23 protein-coding genes and 1 pseudogene are annotated in these 24,893 nt (G+C 66.2%); 10 read left to right on the top strand and 14 right to left on the bottom strand.

Features of this window, described 5'->3' with window-relative positions:
• The 12 genes from ccmB to AC3FKG_RS19340 form a co-directional block, all read right to left on the bottom strand.
• Positions 1-669: a heme exporter protein CcmB gene (ccmB, locus tag AC3FKG_RS19285; protein WP_483733748.1), complete on the bottom strand. Its 669-nt coding sequence runs from the start codon at positions 667-669 to the stop codon at positions 1-3.
• A 7-nt stretch (positions 670-676) separates the two neighbouring features.
• Positions 677-1,321, bottom strand: a complete 645-nt coding sequence (ccmA, locus tag AC3FKG_RS19290; protein WP_488743956.1) for a cytochrome c biogenesis heme-transporting ATPase CcmA — start codon at positions 1,319-1,321, stop codon at positions 677-679.
• Positions 1,322-1,360: 39 nt separating this feature from the next.
• On the bottom strand, positions 1,361-1,948 hold the full coding sequence (locus AC3FKG_RS19295; RefSeq protein WP_488743898.1) for a cytochrome c3 family protein: 588 nt from the start codon (positions 1,946-1,948) through the stop codon (positions 1,361-1,363).
• Between the two features lie 21 nt (positions 1,949-1,969).
• Positions 1,970-2,470 carry a nitrate reductase cytochrome c-type subunit gene (locus AC3FKG_RS19300; RefSeq protein WP_488743899.1) on the bottom strand — a complete coding sequence of 167 codons (501 nt, stop codon included), beginning with the start codon at positions 2,468-2,470 and terminating at the stop codon, positions 1,970-1,972.
• Between the two features lie 31 nt (positions 2,471-2,501).
• Positions 2,502-4,997 carry a periplasmic nitrate reductase subunit alpha gene (napA, locus tag AC3FKG_RS19305; RefSeq protein WP_488743900.1) on the bottom strand — a complete coding sequence of 832 codons (2,496 nt, stop codon included), beginning with the start codon at positions 4,995-4,997 and terminating at the stop codon, positions 2,502-2,504.
• On the bottom strand, positions 4,994-5,308 hold the full coding sequence (locus AC3FKG_RS19310; protein WP_488674618.1) for a chaperone NapD: 315 nt from the start codon (positions 5,306-5,308) through the stop codon (positions 4,994-4,996). Before AC3FKG_RS19310 ends, napA begins: the two co-directional genes overlap by 4 nt.
• Before the next feature lie 86 nt (positions 5,309-5,394).
• Entirely contained in the window at positions 5,395-5,562 is a 168-nt protein-coding gene (napE, locus tag AC3FKG_RS19315) for a periplasmic nitrate reductase, NapE protein (protein ID WP_483733753.1), read from the bottom strand.
• Between the two features lie 157 nt (positions 5,563-5,719).
• Positions 5,720-6,271, bottom strand: coding sequence for a hypothetical protein (locus AC3FKG_RS19320; protein WP_488743901.1), 552 nt, complete (start codon positions 6,269-6,271; stop codon positions 5,720-5,722).
• Positions 6,272-6,404: 133 nt separating this feature from the next.
• A complete protein-coding gene (locus AC3FKG_RS19325) occupies positions 6,405-7,553 on the bottom strand; it encodes a DUF1275 domain-containing transporter (protein WP_488743902.1) in 1,149 nt (382 codons plus the stop codon).
• 34 nt (positions 7,554-7,587) lie between these two features.
• On the bottom strand, positions 7,588-8,418 hold the full coding sequence (locus AC3FKG_RS19330; RefSeq protein WP_483714462.1) for a fused MFS/spermidine synthase: 831 nt from the start codon (positions 8,416-8,418) through the stop codon (positions 7,588-7,590).
• 14 nt (positions 8,419-8,432) lie between these two features.
• Positions 8,433-8,744: an HPr family phosphocarrier protein gene (locus tag AC3FKG_RS19335; RefSeq protein WP_488743957.1), complete on the bottom strand. Its 312-nt coding sequence runs from the start codon at positions 8,742-8,744 to the stop codon at positions 8,433-8,435.
• A 201-nt stretch (positions 8,745-8,945) separates the two neighbouring features.
• Positions 8,946-11,690 carry a winged helix-turn-helix domain-containing protein gene (locus AC3FKG_RS19340; protein ID WP_488743903.1) on the bottom strand — a complete coding sequence of 915 codons (2,745 nt, stop codon included), beginning with the start codon at positions 11,688-11,690 and terminating at the stop codon, positions 8,946-8,948.
• A 282-nt stretch (positions 11,691-11,972) separates the two neighbouring features.
• On the opposite strand from AC3FKG_RS19340, the pseudogene AC3FKG_RS19345 reads away from it, so the two are divergent.
• From AC3FKG_RS19345 to AC3FKG_RS19390, 10 genes and pseudogenes are all read left to right on the top strand, one after another.
• Positions 11,973-13,528 (top strand): annotated as a pseudogene (locus AC3FKG_RS19345) (long-chain-fatty-acid--CoA ligase).
• Between the two features lie 35 nt (positions 13,529-13,563).
• Positions 13,564-14,751 carry a lipid-transfer protein gene (locus AC3FKG_RS19350; RefSeq protein ID WP_488743904.1) on the top strand — a complete coding sequence of 396 codons (1,188 nt, stop codon included), beginning with the start codon at positions 13,564-13,566 and terminating at the stop codon, positions 14,749-14,751.
• Between the two features lie 18 nt (positions 14,752-14,769).
• Positions 14,770-15,213 (top strand): MaoC family dehydratase N-terminal domain-containing protein, encoded by a 444-nt coding sequence (locus AC3FKG_RS19355; RefSeq protein WP_483713435.1) that lies wholly within the window; start codon positions 14,770-14,772, stop codon positions 15,211-15,213.
• Positions 15,214-15,223: 10 nt separating this feature from the next.
• Positions 15,224-15,640: a MaoC family dehydratase gene (locus AC3FKG_RS19360; RefSeq protein WP_488743905.1), complete on the top strand. Its 417-nt coding sequence runs from the start codon at positions 15,224-15,226 to the stop codon at positions 15,638-15,640.
• A 53-nt stretch (positions 15,641-15,693) separates the two neighbouring features.
• The gene (locus AC3FKG_RS19365) at positions 15,694-16,524 is read left to right on the top strand and encodes an SDR family NAD(P)-dependent oxidoreductase (RefSeq protein WP_488743906.1); all 831 of its coding nucleotides are present in this window, start codon (positions 15,694-15,696) and stop codon (positions 16,522-16,524) included.
• Positions 16,525-16,542: 18 nt separating this feature from the next.
• The gene (locus AC3FKG_RS19370; RefSeq protein WP_488743907.1) at positions 16,543-17,691 is read left to right on the top strand and encodes an acyl-CoA dehydrogenase family protein; all 1,149 of its coding nucleotides are present in this window, start codon (positions 16,543-16,545) and stop codon (positions 17,689-17,691) included.
• 128 nt (positions 17,692-17,819) lie between these two features.
• Positions 17,820-18,821 carry a Bug family tripartite tricarboxylate transporter substrate binding protein gene (locus tag AC3FKG_RS19375; protein WP_488743908.1) on the top strand — a complete coding sequence of 334 codons (1,002 nt, stop codon included), beginning with the start codon at positions 17,820-17,822 and terminating at the stop codon, positions 18,819-18,821.
• Between the two features lie 80 nt (positions 18,822-18,901).
• Entirely contained in the window at positions 18,902-19,816 is a 915-nt protein-coding gene (locus tag AC3FKG_RS19380; RefSeq protein ID WP_488743909.1) for a TauD/TfdA dioxygenase family protein, read from the top strand.
• 29 nt (positions 19,817-19,845) lie between these two features.
• On the top strand, positions 19,846-21,282 hold the full coding sequence (locus tag AC3FKG_RS19385) for an aldehyde dehydrogenase family protein (RefSeq protein WP_488743910.1): 1,437 nt from the start codon (positions 19,846-19,848) through the stop codon (positions 21,280-21,282).
• A 16-nt stretch (positions 21,283-21,298) separates the two neighbouring features.
• Positions 21,299-22,939, top strand: a complete 1,641-nt coding sequence (locus AC3FKG_RS19390) for a GMC family oxidoreductase (RefSeq protein WP_488743911.1) — start codon at positions 21,299-21,301, stop codon at positions 22,937-22,939.
• A gap of 49 nt (positions 22,940-22,988) precedes the next feature.
• Here the strand turns inward: AC3FKG_RS19390 and AC3FKG_RS19395 are convergent, their stop codons facing one another.
• The gene (locus AC3FKG_RS19395; protein WP_483713446.1) at positions 22,989-23,321 is read right to left on the bottom strand and encodes a hypothetical protein; all 333 of its coding nucleotides are present in this window, start codon (positions 23,319-23,321) and stop codon (positions 22,989-22,991) included.
• A gap of 264 nt (positions 23,322-23,585) precedes the next feature.
• Positions 23,586-24,788, bottom strand: a complete 1,203-nt coding sequence (serA, locus tag AC3FKG_RS19400; protein ID WP_488743912.1) for a phosphoglycerate dehydrogenase — start codon at positions 24,786-24,788, stop codon at positions 23,586-23,588.
• Positions 24,789-24,893: the final 105 nt, after the last annotated feature.

A 24,893-nucleotide genomic window follows, 5' to 3' on the forward strand; every position in this document is an offset into this window, starting at 1 on the left:
CTACTCCATGGCGATGCGAAGCCCCGCCGCGGTCGCAAGCGGGCACAGGAACAGCGACAGCGCCAGGCAGGCGCCCAGCAGCGAGAACTGCGGCATGACGTCCAGCCCCGCATCGGCCGCGGCGCCCGCGCTGGCGCCGAACACCAGCACCGGCACGCACAGCGGCAATACCAGGATGCACAGCAAGACGGCGCCGCCACGCACGCCCAGCGTAAGTGCCGCGCCGACCGCGCCGATCAGGCTCAGCGCCGGCGTACCGACCAGCAGCGATGCGGACAGCAGCAGCGCCGATCCGGCCGGCAGGCTGTACTGCTGCGCCAGCAGCGGCGTCAGCAACAGCAGCGGCACGCCGCTGGTCAGCCAGTGGGCGCAGATTTTCGCCAGCACCAGCAAGGCCAGTGGCTGGGGCGACAGCAGCAGCTGGTCCAGGCTGCCATCGGCATACTCCTGCGCGAACAGCCGGGACAGCGACAGCATCGACGCCAGCAGCGCAGCGACCCACAGGATGCCGGGCGCCAGCGCGCGCAGTTGCTGCGGGTCAGGGCCGATGGCGAGCGGGAACAGGCTCGCGGCGATGACGAAGAACACCACGCTGCCCAGCAGGCTGCCGCGCCGCCGCCAGGCGAGCGAGAGGTCATGCATGACGATGGCGCCGAGGGTGGCAATCATGGTGTCTTCACGCCGGGGCAAGCGCCGTCGCTGCGCCGAGTTCGAGGATGTCGCCGCCGCCGGGAAGCAGCCGGTGCGTGGCGATCACGGCCATGCCCCCGTCTTGCAGGTGCGCGTCGAGCAGTTCATGAAAGCGGCTGGCCGACTGGTCATCGACCGAGGTCAGCGGTTCGTCCAGCAGCCACAGCGTGCGCGGAATCAGTGCCAGCCGGGCCAGCGCGACGCGCCGGCGCTGGCCTTGTGAAAGGGTACGTACCGGGGCCTGCATCGCGCGCTCCATGCCAAGTCGTGCCAGCGCCGTTCGCACGGCGTCCGGCGATGGCCGCAGGCCGGCCAGCCTCGCGGCAAAGCGCAGGTTCTCGGCGGCGCTCAGGTCGGTGTCGATGCCGTCGGCATGGCCCAGATAGGCCAGCGACTGCAGGTAGGACGGGTCGCCGGTGCGTACCGGCAAGCCTTGCCAGCTGACGCCGCCTTCAGCGGGCGGCAGCAGCCCGCTCAGCACGCGCAGCAGCGTTGACTTGCCGCTGCCGTTCGTGCCCAGCACCTGCACCAGCCCGCCGGCGTCCAGCGCCAGCTCGATGCCGGCGAAGACCGGGCGTCCCGAACGGGAAAATGCCAGTCCGCTGGCCCGCAGCGCCGGGCCGCCGGCCATGCCATCACAGGAGATCCCGGACAAACGGCTTTGCACGCGCTACTTTTCCTCCGCTTTCGATATATCGGGGAGGTGGTGGGCAATTCCCTTGTGGCAGTCGATGCAGGTCTTCTCCTTGCTTTCCAGGTAGGTGGAATGCATGGCCTGCGCGCGCGGACTCTGGCGCGTGAAGTCCATCGACTGGTAATCGTGGCAGTTGCGGCATTCGAGCGAATCGTTGGCCTTGAAGCGGGCCCATTCGTGCTGTGCCAGCTCCAGCCGGTGCGCCTGGAACTTCTCGCGCGTGTCGACGGTGCCGAAGATCTTCGCCCAGACTTCCTTTGACGCCTGCATCTTGCGCGCCATCTTGGACGTCCAGTTGTGGGGCACGTGGCAGTCCGAACACTTGGCGCGCACGCCGCTGCGGTTGGTGAAGTGGATGGTGCCCTGTAGCTCCTGGTACACGTTGTCGCGCATTTCATGACAGCCCGTGCAGAACTGCTCGGTATTGGTCAGTTCCAGCGCGGTATTGAACGCGCCCCAGAACACCACCCCGGCGATGAAGCCGCCCAGCGTCAGGAAGCCCAGGCTGAAATAGGCGCTGGGCCGGTTGATGGTCCGCCAGTAGCGCTTGAGGAGATCCAGCATGGCGCGCACCTGTGTTGTGGTTTATTTGCCTGCGCTCTTGCCGCCGGGCTTGCCCTTGAGCATCGTTTCCACATCGACGAAGCTGTTGCCGACCAGCGGCTTGGCATCGGCCTGTGGCACATGGCACTGCGTGCAGAAGTAGCGCCGCGGCGAGACGTCGGCCAGCACGTTGTTGTTGCGGTCCATGTAGTGCGTGATGCTGACCGGGATCGCCTGCGTTTCCTCCGTGCGCGTGCGCGCATGGCAGAACATGCAGCGGTTGAAGTCCTTGTCGAGCTGGTACCCGTCGATCTTGTGCGGGATCGTCGGCGGCTGCATGGTGTAGTTGCGGGTGCGCCGGATGTCCTTGTTCTCGGTCGGGTAGAGGATGGGGGCCTTGCTCTCGCTGGCCACCGGCGTGGGGCCGCGCATGGCATCCGTCAGGCCCTGTGCGCCGGCGGGTGCGGCCGCGAACAGGGTGAGCGCGGCCAGCAGCCAGGTACACAGGGCGAGTAGGGGTGCCCAGGATCGGCTCGGTATCATGGCGTCTCCTTTTTGTGGTTGGCGTGGGCGGTTACACCTTGACGATCTTTACCGCGCACTTCTTGTAGTCGGTCTGCAGCGAGATTGGACAGGTCGCGTCGAGCGTGACCTTGTTGATGAGCTGGCTGGCATCGAACCACGGCACGAACACCAGGCCGCGTGGCGGCGCGTCGCGCCCGCGTGTTTCCACGCGCGAGCGCATGCGCCCGCGCCGCGATACCACCTCGACCTCGACGCCGCGCCGCAGCCCCATGGCCTTGGCGTCCTCGGGATGCATGAACACCACGGCGTTCGGGAAGGCGCGGTACAGCTCCGGCACGCGCCGTGTCATCGACCCGGAGTGCCAGTGCTCCAGCACGCGGCCTGTGGCCAGCCAGAACGGGTACTCCTTGTCCGGCGATTCGGGCGGCGGCTCGTACGGCAGCGCGAAGATCACGGCCTTGCCGTCCGGATTGCCGTAGAACTGGAAGCCGGTGCCGGCCTTCACGTAGGGGTCGCTGCCTTCGCGGTAGCGCCAGCGCGTCTCCTTGCCGTTGACCACCGGCCAGCGCAGGCCGCGTTCTTCGTGATACCGGTCGAACGGGGCCAGGTCGTGGCCATGTCCGCGGCCGAAGCTCGCGTATTCCTCGAACAGGCCCTTTTGCACGTAGAAGCCAAAGGCCTTCGATTCCGCGTTGTTGTACTCGGCGTTGACTTCCTTGATCGGGAACTTGTCGACCTGGCCGTTGCGGTAAAGCACGTCGAACAGCGTCTTGCCCTTGTACTCGGGCTTCTTGGCCAGCAGGTCCGCCGGCCAGACTTCGTCAACCTTGAAGCGCTTGGAGAACTCCATCAGCTGCCACAAGTCCGAGCGAGAATCGCCCGGAGCATCGACGAGCTGGTGCCAGAACTGCGTGCGGCGTTCGGCGTTGCCATAGGCACCTTCCTTCTCCACCCACATCGCGCTGGGCAAAATCAGGTCCGCCGACAAGGCCGTCACGGTCGGGTACGCGTCCGACACGACGATGAAATTGGAAGGATTGCGGTAGCCGGGGAGGGCTTCCTCCATGATGTTGGCGGCCGCCTGCATATTGTTGTTGACCTGCACCCAATAGGCATTGAGCTTGCCGTCCTTGAGCATGCGGTTCTGCAGTACGGCGTGATAGCCGGGCTTCTCGACGATGGTGCCCGGCGGCAGCTTCCAGATGCGCTCGGCTTCCTCGCGGTGCTTCGGGTTGGTGACCACCATGTCGGCCGGCAGCCGGTGCGAGAAGGTGCCCACTTCGCGCGCCGTGCCGCACGCGGACGGCTGCCCGGTCAGCGAGAACGGGCTGTTGCCGGGCGTGGCGATCTTGCCCGTCAGCAGGTGGACGTTGTAGACCATGTTGTTGACCCAGCTGCCGCGCGTATGCTGATTGAACCCCATGGTCCACAACGACATCACCTTGATGTTCGGGTCCGCGTACAGCTCGGCAAGCTGGTTCAGCTTGTCCTTCGGCACGCCGGAAAGCTTGCTGACGTAGTCGATGTCGTACTTGGAGACGAACCTCGCGAAATCGTCGAACGTGATCGGCTTGGAATCGCCGGGACTGGCGGCGTTTTTCGCGGCCTTTTGCAGCGGATGTTCGGGGCGCAGGCCATAGCCGATATCCGTCACGCCCTCCTTGAAGACCGTGTGCTTGTTGACGAAGTCCTTGTTGACCTTGTTATTGCGGATGATGTAGTTGGCGATGAAGTTCAGCATCGCCAGGTCGGTCTGCGGCGTGAAGATGATGGGCAGGTCCGCCAGGTCGAACGAACGGTGCGTGAACGTCGACAGCACGGCCACGCGCGTCTTCGGGTGGCTCAGGCGGCGGTCGGTGATGCGCGTCCACAGGATCGGGTGCATCTCGGCCATGTTCGAGCCCCACAGCACGAACGCATCGGCGGCCTCGAAATCGTCATAGCAGCCCATCGGCTCGTCCATGCCGAAGGTGCGCATGAAGCCCTGCACGGCCGATGCCATGCAATGGCGCGCGTTGGGGTCGATATTGTTGGAGCGGAAGCCCGCCTTGAACAGCTTGGACGCCGCGTAGCCTTCCCATACGGTCCACTGGCCCGAGCCGAACATGCCCAGGGCGGTCGGGCCCTTTTCCTTGAGTACGCGCTTGAACTGGCGTTCCATCTCGTCGAACGCCTGGTCCCACGTGACCGGGGCGAACTCGCCGTTCTTGTCGTACTTGCCGTTCTTCATGCGCAGCAGCGGCTTGGTCAGCCGGTCCTGCCCGTACATGATCTTCGACAGGAAGTAGCCCTTGACGCAGTTCAGGCCCTTGTTGACCTCGCACTGCGGGTCGCCCTGGGTGGCCACCACCTTGTTGTCGCGCACGGCCACGGTCACGCCGCAGCCCGTGCCACAGAAGCGGCACGGCGCCTTCGACCATTTCAGCTTGGTGACTTCGCTGTCCGTGACGAAGTTGGCGGCCTCGGCCGGTAGCTGAATGCCGGCTACCGATGCCGTCGCCGCGACGGCGGTCTGCTTGATGAACTCCCGACGAGAGACTTTCATTCGGTGATCTCCTCGTTCATGGCTTCGGCGTCTTCGTTGTGCTGATAGACCAGGGTGGCGGACAGCACGCCCTCAAGCTGGTGAAGGCAGGTGAGCTGGGCGGCGATGGCGCGGGAGGTAGGGGCTTCGACGGTGACCACCATCTTGCCGTTGTCGCTGGCAGCATGGATCTCCACGCCGGTCATGGCTTCGACGGCGGCGCGAACATGGGCCACGCTTTGAGGGTGCGCGTATACCACGATCCCTGCTATATGCCACTCTTCGGTGGATGGGATCAGCCCGATGGGAATGCTGGGTCGTGCAGCTGGCATGCGGTAACTCCAGCTAAAGGCCGTCTAATTCTGTATTGCAGCCTTTTTATGGTTGCCGATATGGATCCTCTTGCGGGGTGGTCGGCTCAATGCGAGGGCGGGCCGCTGATCAGTTGGCTCATCCACACAATAAAGCCGTAGCCTGCCACGATGATGACCGACAGTACCGGCACCATCACCGCGGTGAGGAACAGGAAGCTGCGCAGTTCTTCCTTCTTGCGCTGGGGATCTTCAACGCCGCCAGGTTGGATCATGGCTTGATGTAATAGGTCGGGCCTTTCGTACGACAGGCGTGATGTGTGTTACCCATTAAAGGAAGCCGTTCGCAAGGTGTCAAGACAGCACTCGCATTGGCGTTTCGGAAGCTCGTGCCAACGGCACCTCACTTGCATCGCGGCGCAAGATACGGCATCAGTGGACGTCGTGCATCGTGCCGCCGCGGGGCGCGGAGACGGGAACGCGCCTGCCGTGCCCGACCCGCACTACCGGCCGCATCGCGGCGAGCGCCGCGAGGTCGATGTCGTACAGGTGTGCATCGCACCACGCCGCGCCGTCCCAGCGTTGGAAGCGCAGATCCGAGAGCGGAACCTGCGTCAGCACGCCGAGCCAGTCAGTCGGGCTCGCGCCGCAGCGCAGCCCTGCCGAGACCATGGACATCGCTTCAGGAATATCGATATCGGCCAGGCGCGTGACCGCCGGCCACGGCACGAGACGGCTGTCCGAGGCGCGCAAGCCGAAGCGGAAGAGGCCTTCCGTTTCTGGGAACGCGAGCTTGTTGGCGGCGTGGAGCTTCCAGCCGGTGCGGGCCGTGGACGGCTCCCAGGACTGCCGCCGCGAGAACCACAACACGCCCAGCGACGCCGCAGCATGCAGCGACCTGGACGGAATCAGCACGCCGGTTTCCGCGATCGCGGGCAACCTCGTGCCGACCGTGTAGTGCCAGACGAAGTTGGTGGTTTGCATGATGTTCCTCCATTCGAGCCTTCAGCTTGGGCGCGAATGCTTGCTGGAGCAAGCAAGGTCATGAGGCATTGTGCGATGCGGAATAAAAGAGGGCGGCTGACCTTGCGCAGCAATGAGCTTGCAAAACGGCGCCTTACCGCGACGGGAGATGTTGCACCAGCCAGGCCGATCCCAATACCGCGGCAATAGCCCAGAGCGTCATGATCACCCGCGCTGCAACGCGACTGACGGGGCACTCGCTGGTCGCTGCCGTGGCGCGATGCTGACGCATCACCTCAATCGGGATAAGCCGCATTGCCAGCGACAAGGCCAGAGGCACCAGCACCACGTCCTCGACATAGCCAAGCACGGGAACGAAATCGGGAATCAGGTCAATGGGCGACAAGGCATAGGCGGCGATCGGCGAGGCTAGCGCCTTCGCATACCATGGCGTGCGGGGATCTTGCGCAGCCAACCATACGGCGTGCGCCTCATCCTTTACTGTGCGAGCCCAACGCCGGGAGCGTGCGGCCAAATGAGGCAGCAGGTCGCCGCGCCATAAGTGCAGACGGACATCGTCCAGCACTGGCACTGCCGCGAGGGCGAGCAGCAGCATCGCCAAAGCAAGCGTGGCGCTGAACCCGATGTGCTTGAATCCTATGGCGCCAATGACGCCTCCAGCGAAGAACAGGGTGACCAGCGTGATAAGCACTCGTAGTTTGTGCCGATTGGCGAGCACTGGTGGTTTGCTCGAGTTGTCCCTGGACAGGTTCCAATAAAAGAGCTTGCCCAGTTCGATACCGATGTCCGTGACCATGCCGGTCACGTGCGTGGTGCGGATCTCGGCATTCGATAACTTGGTGACCAGAGCATTTTGCAGGCCCATGATGAAGCAGAGCACCATGGCCGTTGCCGGCACGAATAGCCATTCGTGGCGCTGGAGATTGCTTCCAAGCAGGCCGAAACACACCAGCAGCGCGGCTTCCAGCATGAGCGGCAACGCATATTCGCTGTGCAGGCGTTCGCGGCGGCCCCAGTTGACCAGAACTGCCGAGCAGGCGGCGCCCGCCAGGAATGACAGGATGGCCCCCAGGCCATCCAGCATCAGCCAAAGGCTGCCCAGTGCCAGGTTGTCGGCCATGGCGGACACGATGCCGGACATGTGCGAGGTGTATTGATGCACGGCCAGAAAGCCCCCGGCATTGGTCGCTCCGGCAACAAAGGTGAGGTAACAAGCCAGTTGCCGATTGCTTCCGGGGCTGCGCTCCCTTCCGGTTAGCTTACGCAGGTGCGGGATGGGCATGGCTGGGCTGATCAGACGCTTGTGTGGGGGCTCGTCAATACTGAATCGGGTGCCTCGGCGGCTTGGGCCAGGAGGCGCGATCCGACGCAACGCGCTCGCCGCGTTTGAGCCGGCGGGCGGCCGCGGTCAGGTTCAGCGGATGCGCGGTTTGCAGGACGCGCGCACGTGCCAGCAGTGCATCCAGCGAGGGCAGCTTGTTCTGTCCTTTCCAGGCGAACAACGTGTAGTTGGCACTGTCTTCAGCAAGGGAAAGCGACATGGACTTGCCGAATGCGGTACCGACCTCCTCCAGATAAAGCGGTATGTCGGGATCGGTCTCGAGAAAATTCGCGACCAGCACACCGTTATCGGCGAGGCGTGCGTGGCAGGCGGCATAGAAGTCCGCGGTGCCAAGCTGTTCCGGCATGCCGTCGGCCAGGAATCCGTCCACCAGGATGACGTCCGGACGTGCATTCTGGTTTGCTACATACTCGGCGCCATCCGCGCAAACCACCTCGAGCCGTTCGTCGTCCGGCGGGATTTGGAACTGCTCGCGCAAGGCGATCACCGCCGGATTGATCTCAATCGCCACCACTTTGGTGCTGGCGAGATGCCGGTAGCAGTATTTGGCAAGTGAACCGCCGCCCAAGCCGATCATCGAGATTCTCGCGGGAGTCGGGTGCAATAACAGGAATGCCATCATCGTCCGGGTGTAACCCAGCACCAGCTTGTCGGGATCCTTGCGCGACATGAAGCTTTGGGTGGCCAGTGCGTCGAAATGCAGCGACAGCGCGTGCCGGGTTTCCAACACCTGGGGCGTACCGTCGTTGGTCGACTCGGACAGGAATTTCAGGTAGGCCTCGAATGAGGAGCGGTCCGCGTGCATCTTGTCGGTGCCCATCAGAGAGACTTGGGAAGCATCTTCCCCCTCAACAATGCGGCGATGGTAACGAGGGCAGCCGCCTCGTCCGGTCCGGTCGCCTGGATGAGTATGTGCGAGCCGGCGCGGGCCGACAGCCGCACGACCTCCATGACGTCCTTGGCATTTGCGACCCAGGCGCCGCTCGTGAGCAGGACGTCACACTCGAATTGACTGGCCACGAAAGCCAACCGCGCGGAATTCCTTCCCTGAAATGCGTCCCTCGCAGGGGGTTCGATCGTCACTTCTACCACTGACCCCTCATCAAGAAATAGTGCACCTCGAGTCCTCATCTGAACCGGCGTGCGCGTGGCCGCAGCAGGGGGATGCACAGGTGCTTCGTAGTTGCATACGATGATAATAATATTATCATCGTATGATACTCCAAAAAGCGTGGAATCCAAGGCGGCACGCCCGACCGTACTGATAGACCCGGTGGGGAAGAAGGCCGGCCAGGGGACCGGCACAATGTGCCGTGTCTTTCCCCTTGAGTCTTACGGAATCAGCCCGCGGGCGCGCCCGATCGCCACCGCTTCGGTGCGGTTCTGCGCCCCCAGCTTGGTGTTGATCTTGCGCAGGTGGGACTTGACCGTCAGTTCGGAAAGGAACAGCCGCTCGGCGATGGCGCGGTTGCGCAGCCCCGCCGACAACATCTGAAGGACTTCCAGTTCGCGCGCCGTGAGGCTGTCCGACAGGCCGGCCACCAGCGCGGGTTCGGTGTCGTGACTGGCGCAAGCGCCTGCCAGCTTGCCGAGCAATCGCGCGACGAACGAAGGCGCGATGCCTAGGGCCGCCGCTTGCGCCTGGTGTGCCGAAGCCCACGTGCGCACGAGCGCAGCGACGCCGTCGCCTTCATCGAGGAACGTGCGCAGGAAGCCTTCATGGCTCGCCAGGCGCAGCGCTTCGGTGATTTCCTGCAGCGCCTCCTCACGCCGCGCCAGGCCATCCAGCGCCGCGGCGCGCAGGATGCGCAGCTTGATCAGGCGCCAGTAACGCTGGTGCGCGGTCGCGCAAGCAATGGCAGGGTCCAGCGCGGCGAGTGCCCGGGCATGCTGTCCCTGCGCAATCTCCAGCCGGCGCCGCGCGATCGACGGACGATCGATGTCGCTGGCGTGGCCGGCGGTATCAAGCGCTTCCCAGCCGCCATAGAGATCGACGGCGCGCAGCGCCTGCTCGGCGGCCTCGAGCCGGCCCTCCAGCGTGGCCACGCGGGCCCGCTCCAGCCAGGCGGAGCACACCGAACGCTCGGCGTTGACCTGCTGGCCCAGTTGCTCCAGCTCGGCCAGCACGCGCAGCCACTGCTCCTTGTCGCCACGCAGCAGCGCCAGCCGCGCGCTGAGCACGTGGCAGCCGATGACCGAGTCGGGCGGCCCGTTGGCCTTGGTGTAAGGGAGTGCGTCGGCCAGCAGCCGGGCCATCTCGTCGAGCGCGTCGTTTTCGTACAGGGCCAGCGCCCATGAGGTGTCGATGGCGGGCTTGTCACCGGTGATATCGCCGCGCGCGTCATCCCACGTGCGCGTGGATGCGGTGTGGAAGCGCGCCAGTGCATTGCCCAGGCGGCCCTGTACCAGGTCGATGATGCCCTCGAGGCAATCGGCGATGCTGCGCATGAATACCGAGCGCTCATTGGCGCCCCGCTGGATCGCGCGCGACAGCACGCTGCGCGCATCGTCGTAGCGGTGCGTGCAGATCTGGCTGTATGCGAGCGAATTGGCCAGGATGCAGTACTGGAACAGGTCATCGGGTCCGAGCCGGTTAATCTGGACCATGCTGGCCTGGCGGCAGGCTTCCACCTGGTCGGTCATCACCAGCAGTACGCAGCGGATGGTTTCGGCCTCCACGGCGAGCCGCTGGCTGCAGGGGCTGGCGTCGAGCTCGGCCTGGATCGATTCGACGGCCTGCAGGGCTTCGGGATAGCGCCGGTTGAGCAGCAGCGCCCATGCACGCGCGAGCCGCACGCGCGGATAGGGGGCCAGCGCCTCGGGGTGGATCTGGTCCAGCCATCGCACCAGCAGCCGCACGCGGCCCCCGGCCAGCAGCGTATCGGCCTGGCGCGCGATCTCGGGCAACGCCTCGTCGTGCAGGCCGGCCTGGAGCAGATGGTCCACTGCCGGCACGGGGCGGTTCTGATCCAGGTACCAGCGTGCCGCCGCGCGGTGCAGTGCGGTGGCGCGGCCCGGCTGCTGCAGTTCCAGCCGGTGCTGCAGGAAGCTGGCGAAGAGCGGGTGATAGCGATACCAGGTCCGGTCGCCATCGAGCGGGAACAGCAGCAGGTTGGCGCGCTCGAGATAGTCGATCATAGCGCGGCTGTCCTGCCGGCCCGTCACCACGTCGCAGAGCGGCGCGCTGAGCTGGCCCAGCACGCTGGTTTCCAGCAGGAAGGTCCGGCAAGCCTCGCCCTGCTGCGCCAGGATGTCCTCGGCCAGGTACTCGGCCAGTTCAAGGTTGGTGCCCGAGAACGAGGCCACGAAAGCGCCGTGGTCCGTGCGGGTCTGCAGCGACAGCGTGGCCAGGTAGATCGCGGTGGCCCAGCCTTCTGTGCAGCGATGCAGCGTGGCGATCTCGTTGTCGCGCAACGGCAGGTGGCAGTGCTCGCGGATCAGGGCGGTGGCTTCTTCCAGCGTGAAGCGTAGTTGCGCCGGGTGGATCTCGAGCAGTTGCCCGCGCGCGCGGATGCGCCCCAGGCCGATCTCGGGGGTCACGCGCGACGCGATCACCAGCGTCCCGCACGGCGGCATGGCCTCGACGAGTTGCTGGATGAAATTGAGGACCGAGGCGCTTTGCACGGCCTCGAAGTCGTCGAGCAGGATGCTGAAGGGCAGCACGGCGCCCGCCACCTGTTCGATGATGCGGTGCGCCAGCCACGGGCCGGCGGGCTCGCTTGCGGGCGCGGCGGGGCGCGCGGCCTTGCGCCGTCCATGCAGGGCCTGCAGGCCGGCGTCCAGGTGGACCAGGAAACGCTGCAGGTCATTGTCGCCGCTATCCACGCGCAGCCACGCCGTGCCGCGCTGGCGTGCCGCGCATTGGGCCGCGTACTGCTGCATCAGCGTGGTCTTGCCGAAGCCGGCGGCCGCGCGGATCAGGATCAGGCGCGCGGCGCTGGCGTCGAGCATCCCCTGCACCAGCTGCGGCCGCGCGAGCGTCGTCGGCCCACTGGCCGGCGGCACCAGCTTGGAGGCCACGAGTCCCGGCAGGCCGGATTCACTGAGGGTGCCGGTCGAGGCGGGGTGGGCGGGCAAGGGAATCTCCTCTACTCCTGTGGGCATGGCTGATCGACGCCGTGATCTCGCACATTTGTGCTCAATCATACGCATTTTGATGCGCCGGGCTCAGGAAAAGCGCGATTGTTCCACGGTGGCGTACGCCTGTCGTAGTTCCTTTGGACGATTTGGCGGCCGGCGGGATTTTCCTCCCTTCGGCGGACGACAGCCGGCCAGGCGGCTCCTAAAGTGGCCCACTACAGCGGGGCGCTACGTCCGCCCGCGCGCCGCGCGCCACCGTATCACCGGAGACTTCGTAGTATGTACCTGACCCAGGGCCTGCACCGCTGCCTGCAGCAAACGCCCGAACGCACCGCCACCGTTTTCCGCAACCGCCGCCAGACCTTTCGCCAGCTTGGCGGCCGCGTCGCGCGCCTGGCCGGCGCGCTGCGCCAGCTCGGCATGGCGCCCGGGGACCGCGTCAGCATGCTGGCGCTGAATTCCGACCGCTACATCGAATACATGCTGTCCGTATGGTGGGGCGGCGGCGTCCTCAATCCCGTCAATACCCGCTGGAGTGTGCCCGAGATCGTCTATTCGCTGGACGACTGCGACACCGGCATCCTGATCGTCGACGACCATTTCCTGCCGATGGTGGCGGGCATTGTGGCCGGCGCACGCCGCAAGCCGCTGCTGATCCACGCCGGCGACGGCCCGGCGCCCGACGGCATGCTGTCGTACGAGCAACTGGTGGCCAGCGCCACGCCGGTCGACGACGCGCTGCGCGGCGGGGAAGACCTCGCCGCCATCATGTACACCGGCGGTACCACGGGCAAGCCCAAGGGCGTGATGCAGTCGCACATGAACCTGTGGGCGTCGGCGATTTCTCGCATGGCGCAGTATCCGTGCCCCGAAGACACCATCACGCTGCACGCCTGCCCGCTGTTCCATACGGCGGCCATGGCCAAGGCTGTGACGCTGTTCATCGCCGGCGCCACGCACGCGCTGATCCCGGCCTTCGATGCCAGGGAAGTGCTGGAAACCATGGTGAGCGAGAAGGTCAACGAGATCCTGCTCGTACCCACCATGCTGCAGGCGGTGTTGTCCCATCCGGACTTCGCGAGCCATGACCTGAGCGGCCTGCAGCGCATCAACTACGGCGCCTCGCCGATCAGCGCCGGCCTGCTGGACGCGGCGCTGCCGCGCTGCCGCAGGTGCAGTTCTATCACGCCTACGGCCTGACCGAAGCTGCCCCGGTGGTCTCCGTGAATCCGCCCGCCAACCATGGCCCGGAAGGCCGCGCCAGCGGCCTGTACCGCTCGGCCGGCCGTCCCGGCTACGGCGTCACCGTGAAGATCGTCGACGAGCAGGGCGTTGAAGTCCCGCGCAACGCCGTGGGCGAAATCGTGGTGCGCGGCCCCAACGTCATGCAGGGCTACTGGAACAAGCCAGGCGAGACCGCCGACACGCTGCGTGGCGGCTGGCTGCACACCGGCGACGGCGCCTACATGGATGAAAACGGCTACCTGTTCATCGTCGACCGCCTCAAGGACATGATCGTCAGCGGCGGCGAGAACATCTATTCCGCGGAAGTCGAGAACGTGCTCTCGCGCCATCCGGCGGTGGCGTCGTGTGCCGTGATCGGCGTGCCCGATACGCGTTGGGGCGAGGCCGTGCACGCCGTGGTCGTGCTCAAGCCCGGCACCCAGGTGGATGAAGCCGGCCTGCGCGAGCATTGCCGCCAGTTCATTGCCGGCTACAAGTGCCCGAAGAGCATCGAGTTCCGCGGCGAGATGCCGCTGTCCGCAGCCGGCAAGATCCTCAAGCGCGACCTGCGCTCGCCGTACTGGCAAGACAACACCCGGCAAGTCAACTGAAGCGGCTGCCTCCTTTATCTCAGCAGGAAATCGACATGAGCAACAACGTGGTAGTGGCCGGCGTCGGCATGATTCGCTTCACCAAGCCGGGCGCCAGCGATGACTATGGCGTGATGGGCGCCAACGCCGCCAAGGCAGCGCTGGCCGACGCGGGTATCGACTACGCGCTGGTCGAGCAGGCTTACGCAGGCTATGTGTTCGGCGATTCCACGTCCGGCCAGGCCGCGATCTATGGCGTCGGCCTGACGGGTATCCCGGTCATCAACGTCAACAACAACTGCGCCACCGGCTCGACCGCGCTGTTCCTGGCGCGCCAGGCGGTGGAAAGCGGCGCGGTCGAATGCGCGATCGCGGTCGGCTTCGAGCAGATGGTGCCGGGCGCGCTCAAGGGTGCCTATACCGACCGCCCGGGCCCGATGGCGCGCTTCGCCAAGACCATGGCGCAGGTCCAGGGCTTCGACGAGCAGGCGCCGCGCGCGGCCCAGTTCTTCGGCGGCGCCGGGCGCGCGTACATGAAGGAATACGGCATCCGCCCCGACACCTTCGCGCGCATCTCGGTCAAGGCACGCCAGCACGCCGCGCGCAACCCGTTCGCGGTGTTCCGCAACACGGTGACGCTCGATGAGGTGATGGCAGCGCCGACCGTGTTCGATCCGCTCACGCGCCTGCAGTGCTGCCCGCCGACCTGTGGCGCGGCCGCCGCCATCCTGTGCTCGGAGTCGTTCGCGCGCAAGCATGGCCTGGACACCCGCGTAAAGATCGCCGCGCAGGCCATGACGACGGACCGCAACAGCACCTTCGACGAAGGCGACATGCGCAAGGTGGTGGGCTACGACATGACCGCAGCCGCGGCGAACGCCGTCTATGAGAAGGCCGGCGTGTCGCCCGCGGACATCGACGTGGTCGAACTGCATGACTGCTTCACGGCCAACGAGCTGATCACGTATGAAGGCCTTGGCCTGACGCCGGTGGGCACGGCCGAGAAGTTCATCGTCGACGGCGACAACACCTACGGCGGCCGCGTGGTGACCAATCCGTCCGGCGGCCTGCTGTCCAAGGGCCACCCGCTCGGCGCCACCGGTCTTGCGCAGTGTGCCGAGCTGGTCTGGCAATTGCGCGGCAAGGCTGGCGAACGCCAGGTCGACGGCGCGCGACTGGCGCTGCAGCACAACCTCGGCCTCGGCGGCGCCTGCGTGGTGACGCTGTACGAACGCCAGCAGTAAGCGGCAGGGGAGCGAGCAATGATCGACAAGATGCATATCGGCGCACTGATCTCGCGCCACGCCGTCGACGTGGAGGCCGGTCGCCTGCGCTTCTTCGCCAAGGCGACGGGCCAGGCCGACGCGCGCTACACCGACCTGGCCGCGGCCGAGGCCGCGGGCTATCCGGGCCTGCCGGTGCCGCCGACGTTCCTGTTCTGCCTGGAAATGGAGTCGCCCAATCCGCGCGCGATGATCGAGCGCCTGAACATCGACATCGGCAAGGTCCTGCACGGCCAGCAGCACTTCGAGTATCACCGCATGGCCTATGCGGGGGAGCGCCTGACCTTCGAGACCCGCGTCGCCGATATCTACGCCAAGAAGGGCGGCGCGCTGGAGTTCGTGGTGCGTGAAACCCGCGTGACCGATGCCAAGGGCGACCCGGTCGCCGACCTGCGCAGCACCATCGTCGTGCGCAACAGCTAAGGAGACAGTCATGCAGACCCTCCGGTTTGATGAGATCGCGGTCGGCTCGGAACTGCCGTCCTTCACCGCGCCGCCGCTGACCCGGCTCACGCTGGCGCTGTATGCGGGCGCTTCGGGCGACCACAACGCCATCCACGTCGATATCGACTTCGCGCGCCAGGCCGGCATGCCAGACGTCTTTGCACACGGCATGCTCTCGATGGCCTACCTCGGGCGCCTGCTTACCAGCTGGGTGCCGCAGCAGGCCATCCGCAGCTTCTCGGTGCGCTTTGCGGCCATCACGCACGTGGGCGACGAGATCGCCTGCACGGGCACGGTCGTCGAGAAGGATGAGGCCACGCGCACGGTGCGCGTGGCACTGCAGACCCGCAACCAGGCGGGCGAAACGAAGCTGTCGGGCGATGCACTGATCGCCCTCGCCGCCTGACGCGGCACCGCATTGCCGGGACATTCAACAGATCAGCAAAGGAGCATAGGGAAATGAGCAAGCTTGTCGACAAGGTCGCCATTGTTTCGGGTTCAGGCCGCGGTATCGGCCGCGAGATCGCGCTGAAACTCGCCAGCGAAGGCGCGGCCGTGGTCATCAACGACCTCGACGCCGAACCGGCGCAGGTCGTGGTGCAGGAAATCGTCGCCGCCGGCGGCAAGGCCGTGGCGTGCGTGGGCAGCGTCACCGAAGCCGACTTCGGCACCCGCTTCGTCGGTACCGCGCTGCAGACCTTCGGGCGGCTGGACATCATCGTCAACAACGCCGGCTATACGTGGGACAACGTGATCCAGAAGATGACCGACGAGCAGTGGTCGGCCATCATGGACGTGCACGTGACCGCGCCGTTCCGCATCCTGCGCGCCGCCGCCGACTACTTCCGCGAAGCCGCGAAGAAGGAAGCCGAGGCCGGCCAGGAAGTGTTCCGCAAGGTGGTCAACATCTCGTCGGTCTCGGGCGTGATGGGCAACGCCGGCCAGGCCAACTACTCGGCTGGCAAGGCCGCCATCAACGGCCTGACCAAGGCGCTTGCCAAGGAGTGGGGCCGCTACAAGGTCAACGTCAACAGCGTGGCCTTCGGCCTGATCAAGACCCGCCTGACCGAAGCCACCGCCGGCTCGGACAATACTTCGACGCTGAATATCGGCGGCAACGAGATCAAGGTCGGCGTGAACCCGCAACTGATGAAGAACATCGAAGCGATGATTCCGCTCGGCCGTGGCGGCACCCCGGTCGAGGCGGCCGGTTCGGTGTACCTGCTCTGCATTCCGGAATCCAACTACATCACCGGCCAGGTCCTGATCTGCGGCGGCGGCCGTCCCTGACCGGGGAGGAGCGACATCATGGCATTCAACCAAAGACCCTGGATCACCGATGACCTGGCCATGTTCCAGGATGGCATCCGCAAGTTCATCGAGCGCGAGCTGGTCCCGCACGAAGACCGCTGGTGGAAGCAGCAACACGTGGACCGCGAGATCTGGCGCAAGGCCGGCGAGATGGGCATGCTGTGCGCGAGCATTCCCGAGGAATACGGCGGTGGCGGCGGCAACTTCGCGCATGAGGCCATCATCACGCTGGAGCAGTCGCGCGCCGGCGTGAGCAGCCTGGGCACCAACGTCCACAGTGGCATCGTTGCGCACTACATCCTGCGCTACGGCACCGAAGCGCAGAAGCGCCACTGGCTGCCGAAGATGGCCAGCGGCGAGATGGTCGCGGCCATTGCCATGTCGGAGCCCGGCGCGGGCTCGGACCTCAAGAGCATCAAGGCCCGCGCGCAGCGCGACGGCGACCACTACGTGCTGAACGGCTCGAAGACCTTCATCACCAACGGCTTCCTGGCCGACCTGATCCTGGTGGTCTGCAAGACCGATCCGGACAAGGGCGCCAAGGGTGTGTCGATCGTGGTGGTGGAGACCGAGAACCTGCCCGGTTTCCGCCGCGGACGCATCCTCGAAAAGATCGGTCAGAAGGGGCTGGACACCGCCGAGCTGTTCTTCGACGACGTCCGCGTGCCGTGCGCGAACCTGCTGGGCACGGAAGAAGGCAAGGGCTTCTACCAGCTCATGCAGCAACTGCCGCAGGAACGCATGATCATCGCGCTGGGGGCGCTGTCGGCCATGGAGCGCGCGGTGGAGCTGACGACCGAGTACGTGCGCGAACGCAAGGTCTTCGGCGCCACGCTGCTCGATATGCAGAACACGCGCTTCAAGCTGGCCGAGTGCAAGACCAAGGCCGTGATCGCCGGTGCTTTTGTCGACGACTGCATGGCCAAGGTCCTGCGCGAAGAACTCGATGCGGAGACCGCGGCCATGGCCAAGTGGTGGGGTACGCAGACCAGCTGCGAGATCATCGACGAATGCCTGCAGCTGCATGGCGGCTACGGTTACATGATGGAGTACCCGATTGCCCGCATGTACGTGAATTCCCGCGTGAGCAAGATCTTCGGCGGTTCGAACGAGATCATGAAAGAGATCATCGCGCGCACGCTCTGAGGCCAGCGGTATGCAGGACCGCGGCTGCATGACCAGGTCCGACAGAGGCCGGCTGCCGCCGCAGCGCAGTCAGTCGAACCCGTGCCGTCCGGCACGCGGAAGCACAAAGACAATGTGGAGACAGCAAGATGCAGCAGCAAAGGCGCAAGGTTTTGCAGCAGTTGGGACTCGGGCTGGCGGGCGCAACGCTCGGAGGATTCGGCCTGAGTGCGCGCGCACAGGCGAATGGGGCGGCCTATCCGTCGCGCGCGGTGCGCGTGGTGTATCCCTACCAGGCCGGCGGCACCGGCGACGTGGTCGCGCGGCAGATTGCCGAAGGCCTCGCCAAGGCCTGGGGCAAGCCGGTCATCGTCGATAACCGGCCCGGCGCCGGCGGCATGATCGGCGCGGACATGGTGGCCAAGGCCGAGCCCGATGGCCACACGCTGCTGCTGACGCTGACCGGCATGGTGCAGGCGCCCAGCCTGTACAGCAAGGCAACGTACAACCCGGTGCGTGATTTCGCGCCCATTTCGGAACTGGGCACGTCGAACCTCGCGCTGGTGGTGCAGCCGTCGCTGGGCGTGAGCAGCGTCAAGCAGCTCATCGACTACATAGGCAAGCAGGGCAAGCCGCTTGCGTATGGTTCGTATGGACTGGGTTCAAGCGGCCATCTGTACATGGAGATCTTCGCGCGCAACACCAAGGTCGAGCTCACGCACGTGCCCTACAAGGGCGAGGCGCCATTGATCAACGACCTGCTCGGCGGACAGCTTCCCGCCGGCATGATCGCGGCGGTGAGCGCGCGCCAGCATGCCGCCGCCGGCAAGCTGCGCGTACTGGCCGTGGCCGGCGCGGCGCGCTCGCCGCTGCTGCCCGATGCGCCGACGTTCGCCGAAGCCGGCGTGCGTGGCCTTGAGCGTCAGGGATGGGTCGGCATGTTCGCCCCTGCGGCGACGCCGCGCGCTATCGTGGAGAAGGTCTCGGCGGACGTCAACCGAACGCTGGCCAACCCGGATTTCCGGGCGCGCATGGTGGATCTGGGCATCGTACTCAAGGGCAGCACGCCCGCAGCCTTTGCCGACGTCGTCAAGGCCGAGCAGATCTACTGGGCGGAAGCCATCCGCGCTTCGGACATCCGCCTGGACTGATACGCGCCGGCACGCCACAGAACCGGCCACGGCGCGGCGCGCTCGCACCGTGGCCCTCGCTATCTTATCGAGGAGACAACATGAGCAACAGCAACGCAGCGGTCCAATTGAAGGACGTATCGGCAGAGGCCACGTCCGTGGGCTACCACGGCTTCACCGTGACCCGGATGACGCCCACGATCGGCGTCGAGGTTGGCGACATCGACCTGCGCGAGCGGCTGGACGACGCAACCCTGACGTCGCTGCGCCAGGCGCTGGTGCGCCACAAGGTGCTGTTTTTCCGCGACCAGGACATCACGCCGGCACAGCACGTGGCGCTTGCGCGCCGCTTTGGCGAACTCGAGGTGCATCCCGTGTTCCCGCATCACGCGGACCATCCGGAACTGGTGCTGCTGGGCGGCACCAAGGACATGCGCGGGCGCGAGAACATCTACCACTCCGACGTATCGTGGCGCGAGGTGCCGTCGATGGCATCGATGCTGCGCTGCGTGGAATGCCCGGAGTCCGGTGGCGACACCATCTGGGTCGACATGGCACGCGCCTATGCGGCGCTGCCCGACGCGGTCAAGGAACGGATCGAAGGTCTCTACGCAGTGCACGACATCATGCCCGGCTTCGGCGCGCGCATGACGCCCGAGGAGCGCGAGATCAACCGCAAGAAATTCCCGGCCGTCACCCACCCGGTCGTGCGCACGCACCCGGAGAGCGGTGAAAAGATCCTCTATGTCAATGAAGGCTTCGTCACGCACCTCGCCAACTTCGGCGAGAAGGCCCAGTTCCGCGTGGGCTTCGATTTCCGCTATGGCGAGCTGGACCTGCTGCAATACCTGTTCCGCCAGGCCGCGGTCCCCGAGTACCAGGTGCGCCTGAAGTGGCAGCCCAACACCATCGCGTTGTGGGACAACCGCTCGACGCAGCATTACGCCGTGCAGGACTATTTCCCGGCGGTGCGCCGCATGATGCGCGCAACCATCATCGGCGACAAACCTTTCTGAAGCGCCCCCACTTTCAGGAGCTACGATCGATGCACAATCTCAATACGTTCTATATCGGGGGCAAGTGGGTGACACCCGCTGACGGCTTCTCGCTGGCGGATATCGTCAACCCGGCGACGGAAGCGGTGATCGGCACGGTTGCCATGGGCGGCGTGGCCGATGTCGATCGGGCCGTGGCCGCGGCAAGCGACGCGTTCGTGTCGTGGTCCAGGTCCAGCCGCGAGGAACGGCTGGCGCTGCTGCGCCGCATTGCCGATGGCTACAAGGCGCGCCTCGGCGAGATCGCCGAGGCCATCGGCACGGAGATCGGCGCGCCCCTGTGGCTGTGCCGCGAGTACCAGGCGCCGATGGGGCTGGTACAGATCCAGTCGGCCATTGCCGCGCTGGAAGCTTTTGATTTCGTCACCGTCAGCGGCACCACGCAGGTAGTGCGCGAGCCGGTCGGGGTGACGGCGCTGATCACACCGTGGAACTGGCCGGTCAACCAGATCGCCGCCAAGGTCGCCCCGGCGCTGGCGGCGGGCTGCACGGTGGTGCTCAAGCCGTCGGAGATCGCACCGCTCGATGCGCGCATCTTTGCCGAGATCGTGCATGAAGCCGGCGCGCCGGCGGGCGTGTTCAACATGCTGTTCGGCACGGGTCCGACGGTGGGCGCGGCGCTGTCGCGCCATCCCGGCGTGGAGATGGTCTCGATCACGGGGTCGACGCGTGCCGGCGTCGACGTGGCCGTGCAGGCCGCGCCGACGGTCAAGCGCGTGGCGCAGGAGTTGGGCGGCAAGTCGCCCAACCTGATCCTGGACGACGCCGACCTCAAGGCCGCGGTCTCGGGCGGCGTGGTCAGTTGCATGCTGAATTCGGGCCAGACCTGCACGGCGCCCACGCGCATGCTGGTGCCGCGCGCGCAGTACCAGACCGCCATCGCCATTGCGCAGGCGACCGCGCAGGCGTTGACGGTGGGCGACCCCGCTGCGCCGGACAGCAAGCTGGGCCCCAGTTCCAACCGGGCCCAGTACGAGCGCGTGCAGCGCATGATCGAGGCGGGCATAGGCGAGGGCGCGCGCGTTATCGCGGGTGGTCCCGGCCGGCCTGACGGGCTTGCGCTGGGCTTCTACAGCCGCCCGACCGTCTTCGCCGATGTCAACAACGACATGACCATCGCCCGCGAAGAGATCTTCGGGCCGGTGCTGGTGATGATTCCCTACGACGACGAGGCCGAGGCGATCCGCATCGCCAACGACACGCCGTACGGACTGGCCGCCTACGTCTGGTCCGGTGACCCGGCGCGCGCGCGTCGTGTAGCGGGCGAACTGCGTGCCGGCTCCGTGCAGATCAACGGCGCCCGGATGGACTTCAGTGCGCCGTTCGGCGGCTACAAGGCATCGGGCAACGGCCGCGAGTTCGGCGCCTATGGCCTGGCGGAGTTCCTGGAGTACAAGTCGGTCGCCGGCTGTGCCGCGGACGCATAGGAGAGTGACTGCTTACATGGAAACGTTTGACTATCTGGTGGTGGGCGCGGGCTCGGCGGGCTGCGCCATTGCGGCACGGCTGGCAGAAGATCCCGCGGTAACGGTAGCGCTGGTCGAGGCGGGGCCCAGCGATCACCACGTCAGCGTGTGGATGCCGATCGGCATGGCGTCGACGGTGCCCAAGGCCGGCGTGCGCAACTACGGCTACCACACCGCGCCGCAGGCCGGCCTCAATGGCCGGCAGGGCTACCAGCCGCGCGGCAAGGGCCTGGGCGGCAGCTCGTCGATCAACGGCATGGTCTATATCCGGGGCCACCGCAACGATTATGACGACTGGGCCAGCCTGGGCTGCACCGGCTGGGGCTATGAAGACGTGTTGCCTTACTTCCGGCGCAGCGAAAGCCATGAGGACTACCAGGGCCGTGACGACAACCGCTGGCACGGAGGCACGGGTCCGCTTTGGGTCAGCAACCTGCGCTCGCCCAATCCGTTCTCGAACCGCTTTGTCCAGGCGGCGATCCAGGCAGGCTATCCGGCGAACGGCGACTTCAATGGCGCGGAGCAGGAGGGCGCGGGCCTGTACCACGTCACGCAACGCCGTGGCGAGCGCTGGAACACGGCGCGTGCCTACCTGCACCAGGGCAACGCCGCCGACACAACCCTGAGCGGTGGCCGGCGCAACCTGACGGTGCTGGTGGATACACAGGTGCTGCGCATCGACTTCGATGGCACGCGTGCCACCGGCCTTACCGTGGTGCGGGGCGGCGTCGAGCAGCAGCTGGTGGCGCGGCAGGAGGTCGTCGTCAGTGCCGGCGCCTTCAATTCGCCGCAGCTGCTGCTGGCTTCGGGCGTGGGGCCGGCGCAGGAACTGCGCGAGCTGGGTATCGGTGTCGTGGCCGACCTGCCGGGCGTTGGCAAGAACCTGCAGGACCATCCCGACGTCATCCTCAACAAGCAGGTGCGCTCGCTGGACCTGTTCGGACATTCGCTGCCCGGCTTTGCCCGGCTGTCCCTGGAACTGCTGCGCTATCGGCGCAAGCGTACCGGCATGCCGAGCAGCAACTTCGCGGAAGCGGGTGCATTTATCCGGAGCCGGCAGGGCCTGGCCGTACCGGATATCCAGTTGCATTTCGTTCCGGCGCTGCTCAACCATGGCGGCGACAGGAAGAAGCTGGGGCACGGCTATTCCTGCCACGCCTGCGTGCTGCGGCCGAAGAGCCGCGGGGAGGTGCGCCTGCGCTCGCGCGACATGCGCGAGGCGCCAGTGATCGATCCGCGCTTCCTGAGCGATGAAGAGGACATGGCCGGCATGGTGGCGGGCGTGCGCGCCATCCGCCGGATCTTTGCCCAGCAGGCGCTGGCCAGTGCCGGCGGCCGCGAGTTGTTTACCGACGACTTCGGTCCGGGCGAGGGCAGCCAGCAGGCGATCGAGGCCTTTGTGCGCGAACGTGCCGACAGCGTCTACCATCCGGTCGGCACCTGCAAGATGGGTGTGGACGAGATGGCCGTGGTCGATCCGGCGTTGCGCGTGCGCGGCGTGCAGGGCCTTCGCGTGGTCGACGCTTCCATCATGCCCACGCTGGTCGCGGGCAACACCAACGCACCGGCGATCATGATCGCCGAGAAGGCGGCCGAGCTTATCCGGGCGGGCCGCTAACGTGGTTCGGCCAAGTCGGGGAGCGCCATGCGCGACCCCGACGGCGGCTTTACAGGTAGGTGGCCACGACGATGTAGGCGTTGCCCCGGCTGCCGGCAAGCCGCTCAAGTTTCAGCCGGGCGGCGCCGACCCGGGTGCTGGCCTGCTTGCCGGCAGTCGCCGCGTTGAGATCCGTGCTGACAGGCCGGCTACCGGGGGACATGCAGGTGGCGTGCACCACCTGAGCCCCGGTCTCGAATCCGCAAGAGGGTTCCGTAATGGCTCCCCGGAAAGTGATGGTGCCGGATTGCGCGGCCGCGGTGCCGGCGATGCCGGCGGCGAGCCACAACGATAGTCCGAGCCGGCGTGCCCATGCCGGCACGTGCCTTTCTCTTCCGTCCATATCGAACTCCCTCATGTGGATGCCACCCGGCCACTGCCGTGTGGCACGAAGCGCAACTGCGTCTCAGTCGCTCCTGTCCCGGATAGCGGTTTGATAGGGCGTGGCTTGAGCAATTCCCTCAAAAATATTACAAATTTGTCACTTCGAATGGTGCGAGGCGGGCATGCGTGGACCAAGTCGCTATCCGCTATCGAGGCACAGGCGTTGCCTGAGGCCGGATAGCGGATGAGGTGGGATGTGGACGGTCGGGTGAGGCGGCGGGACTTACCGGACCAGCAGGCGCGAACGCACGAAGCCGGCGTGGGTGCGCAAGGCCCCCATCAGCGCGTCGGAGGGCACCCGGTCGAGGTCCGTGACGACGTAGCCGGTATGGCCGCGCGTCTGCAGGTGCTGGCCGTTGATGTTGACGCCGTCCTGTGCCAGCAGCGTGTTGAGGGCGGCCAGCGCACCGGGTGCGTTGCTGTGGATATTGAGCAGCCGTGCCGGCGCGTGCAGCGGACCGGGATCCACCTCCGGGAAATTCACCGCGCCGATGGTGCCGCCGGTGGTCAGGTAGTGCAGCAGCTTGGCGGCTACCTCGGTGCCGATGTTCTCCTGCGCTTCCTCGGTGCTGCCGCCGATATGCGGCGTCAGCAGGACGTTGGGCAGTTGCTGCAGCGGGCTGGTGAACGGATCGTTGTTGGTCTTCGGCTCTTCGGGGAAGACGTCGATCGCGGCACCGCCGAGGTGCCTGGCGCGCAGCGCTGCCGCCAGGGCATCGATGTCGACCACAGTCCCGCGCGAGGCATTGATCAGGATCGCGCCAGGCTTGAAGCGCGCGAGCACGTCAGCGTCGATCAGGTTGCGCGTGCGTGCCGTGGCGGGAACGTGCAGCGTGACTACGTCCGCCTGCGACACAGCCTCTTCCAGTGTGCCGGCCGCGCGCGCCGAGCCGAGCGACAGCCTGGCCAGCACGTCGTAGTACACCACTCGCATGCCCATCGACTCGGCCAGTACGCCGACCTGCGAGCCGATATTGCCGTAGCCGACGATGGCGATGGTCTTGCCGCGCGCCTCGAACGCGCCGCTGGCGCCCTTGGCCCACTTGCCGGCATGCGCGAGCGTATTTTTCTCGGGTATCTTGCGCAGCAGCATCACGGCTTCGGACACGACCAGCTCGGCCACCGAACGCGTGTTGGAGAACGGCGCGTTGAAGACCGGAATCCCCGCCGCCGTCGCGGCGTCCAGGTCGACCTGCGAGGTGCCGATGCAGAAGCAGCCGATGCTGAGCAGCGCCGGTGCGCTGCGGATGTCGTCCGCGCGCAGGTGCGTGGCGGAGCGGATGCCCACCAGGTCATGGCTGGACAGCACCTGGCGCAGCTCGTCGCCGGCCAGCGCGCCGCTGCGGCGTTCGACCGTCAGGCCGGCTTCGCCCAGGCGCGCCGTGGCGCTTGGGTGGATGTTTTCAAGCAGGATCGCAGTAGTCACGTTCAGGTTCCGCGCAAGAAGAGATCAGGGAAGGCGCGCGCAGTCTTTGCTGCGTCGCGGCAAGGTCTATTCTGCGCGAAAACGCCGCCGCAGTCCGGGAGCCCC

The sequence above is a fragment of the Cupriavidus sp. 22TCCZM04-2 genome (assembly GCF_057798895.1).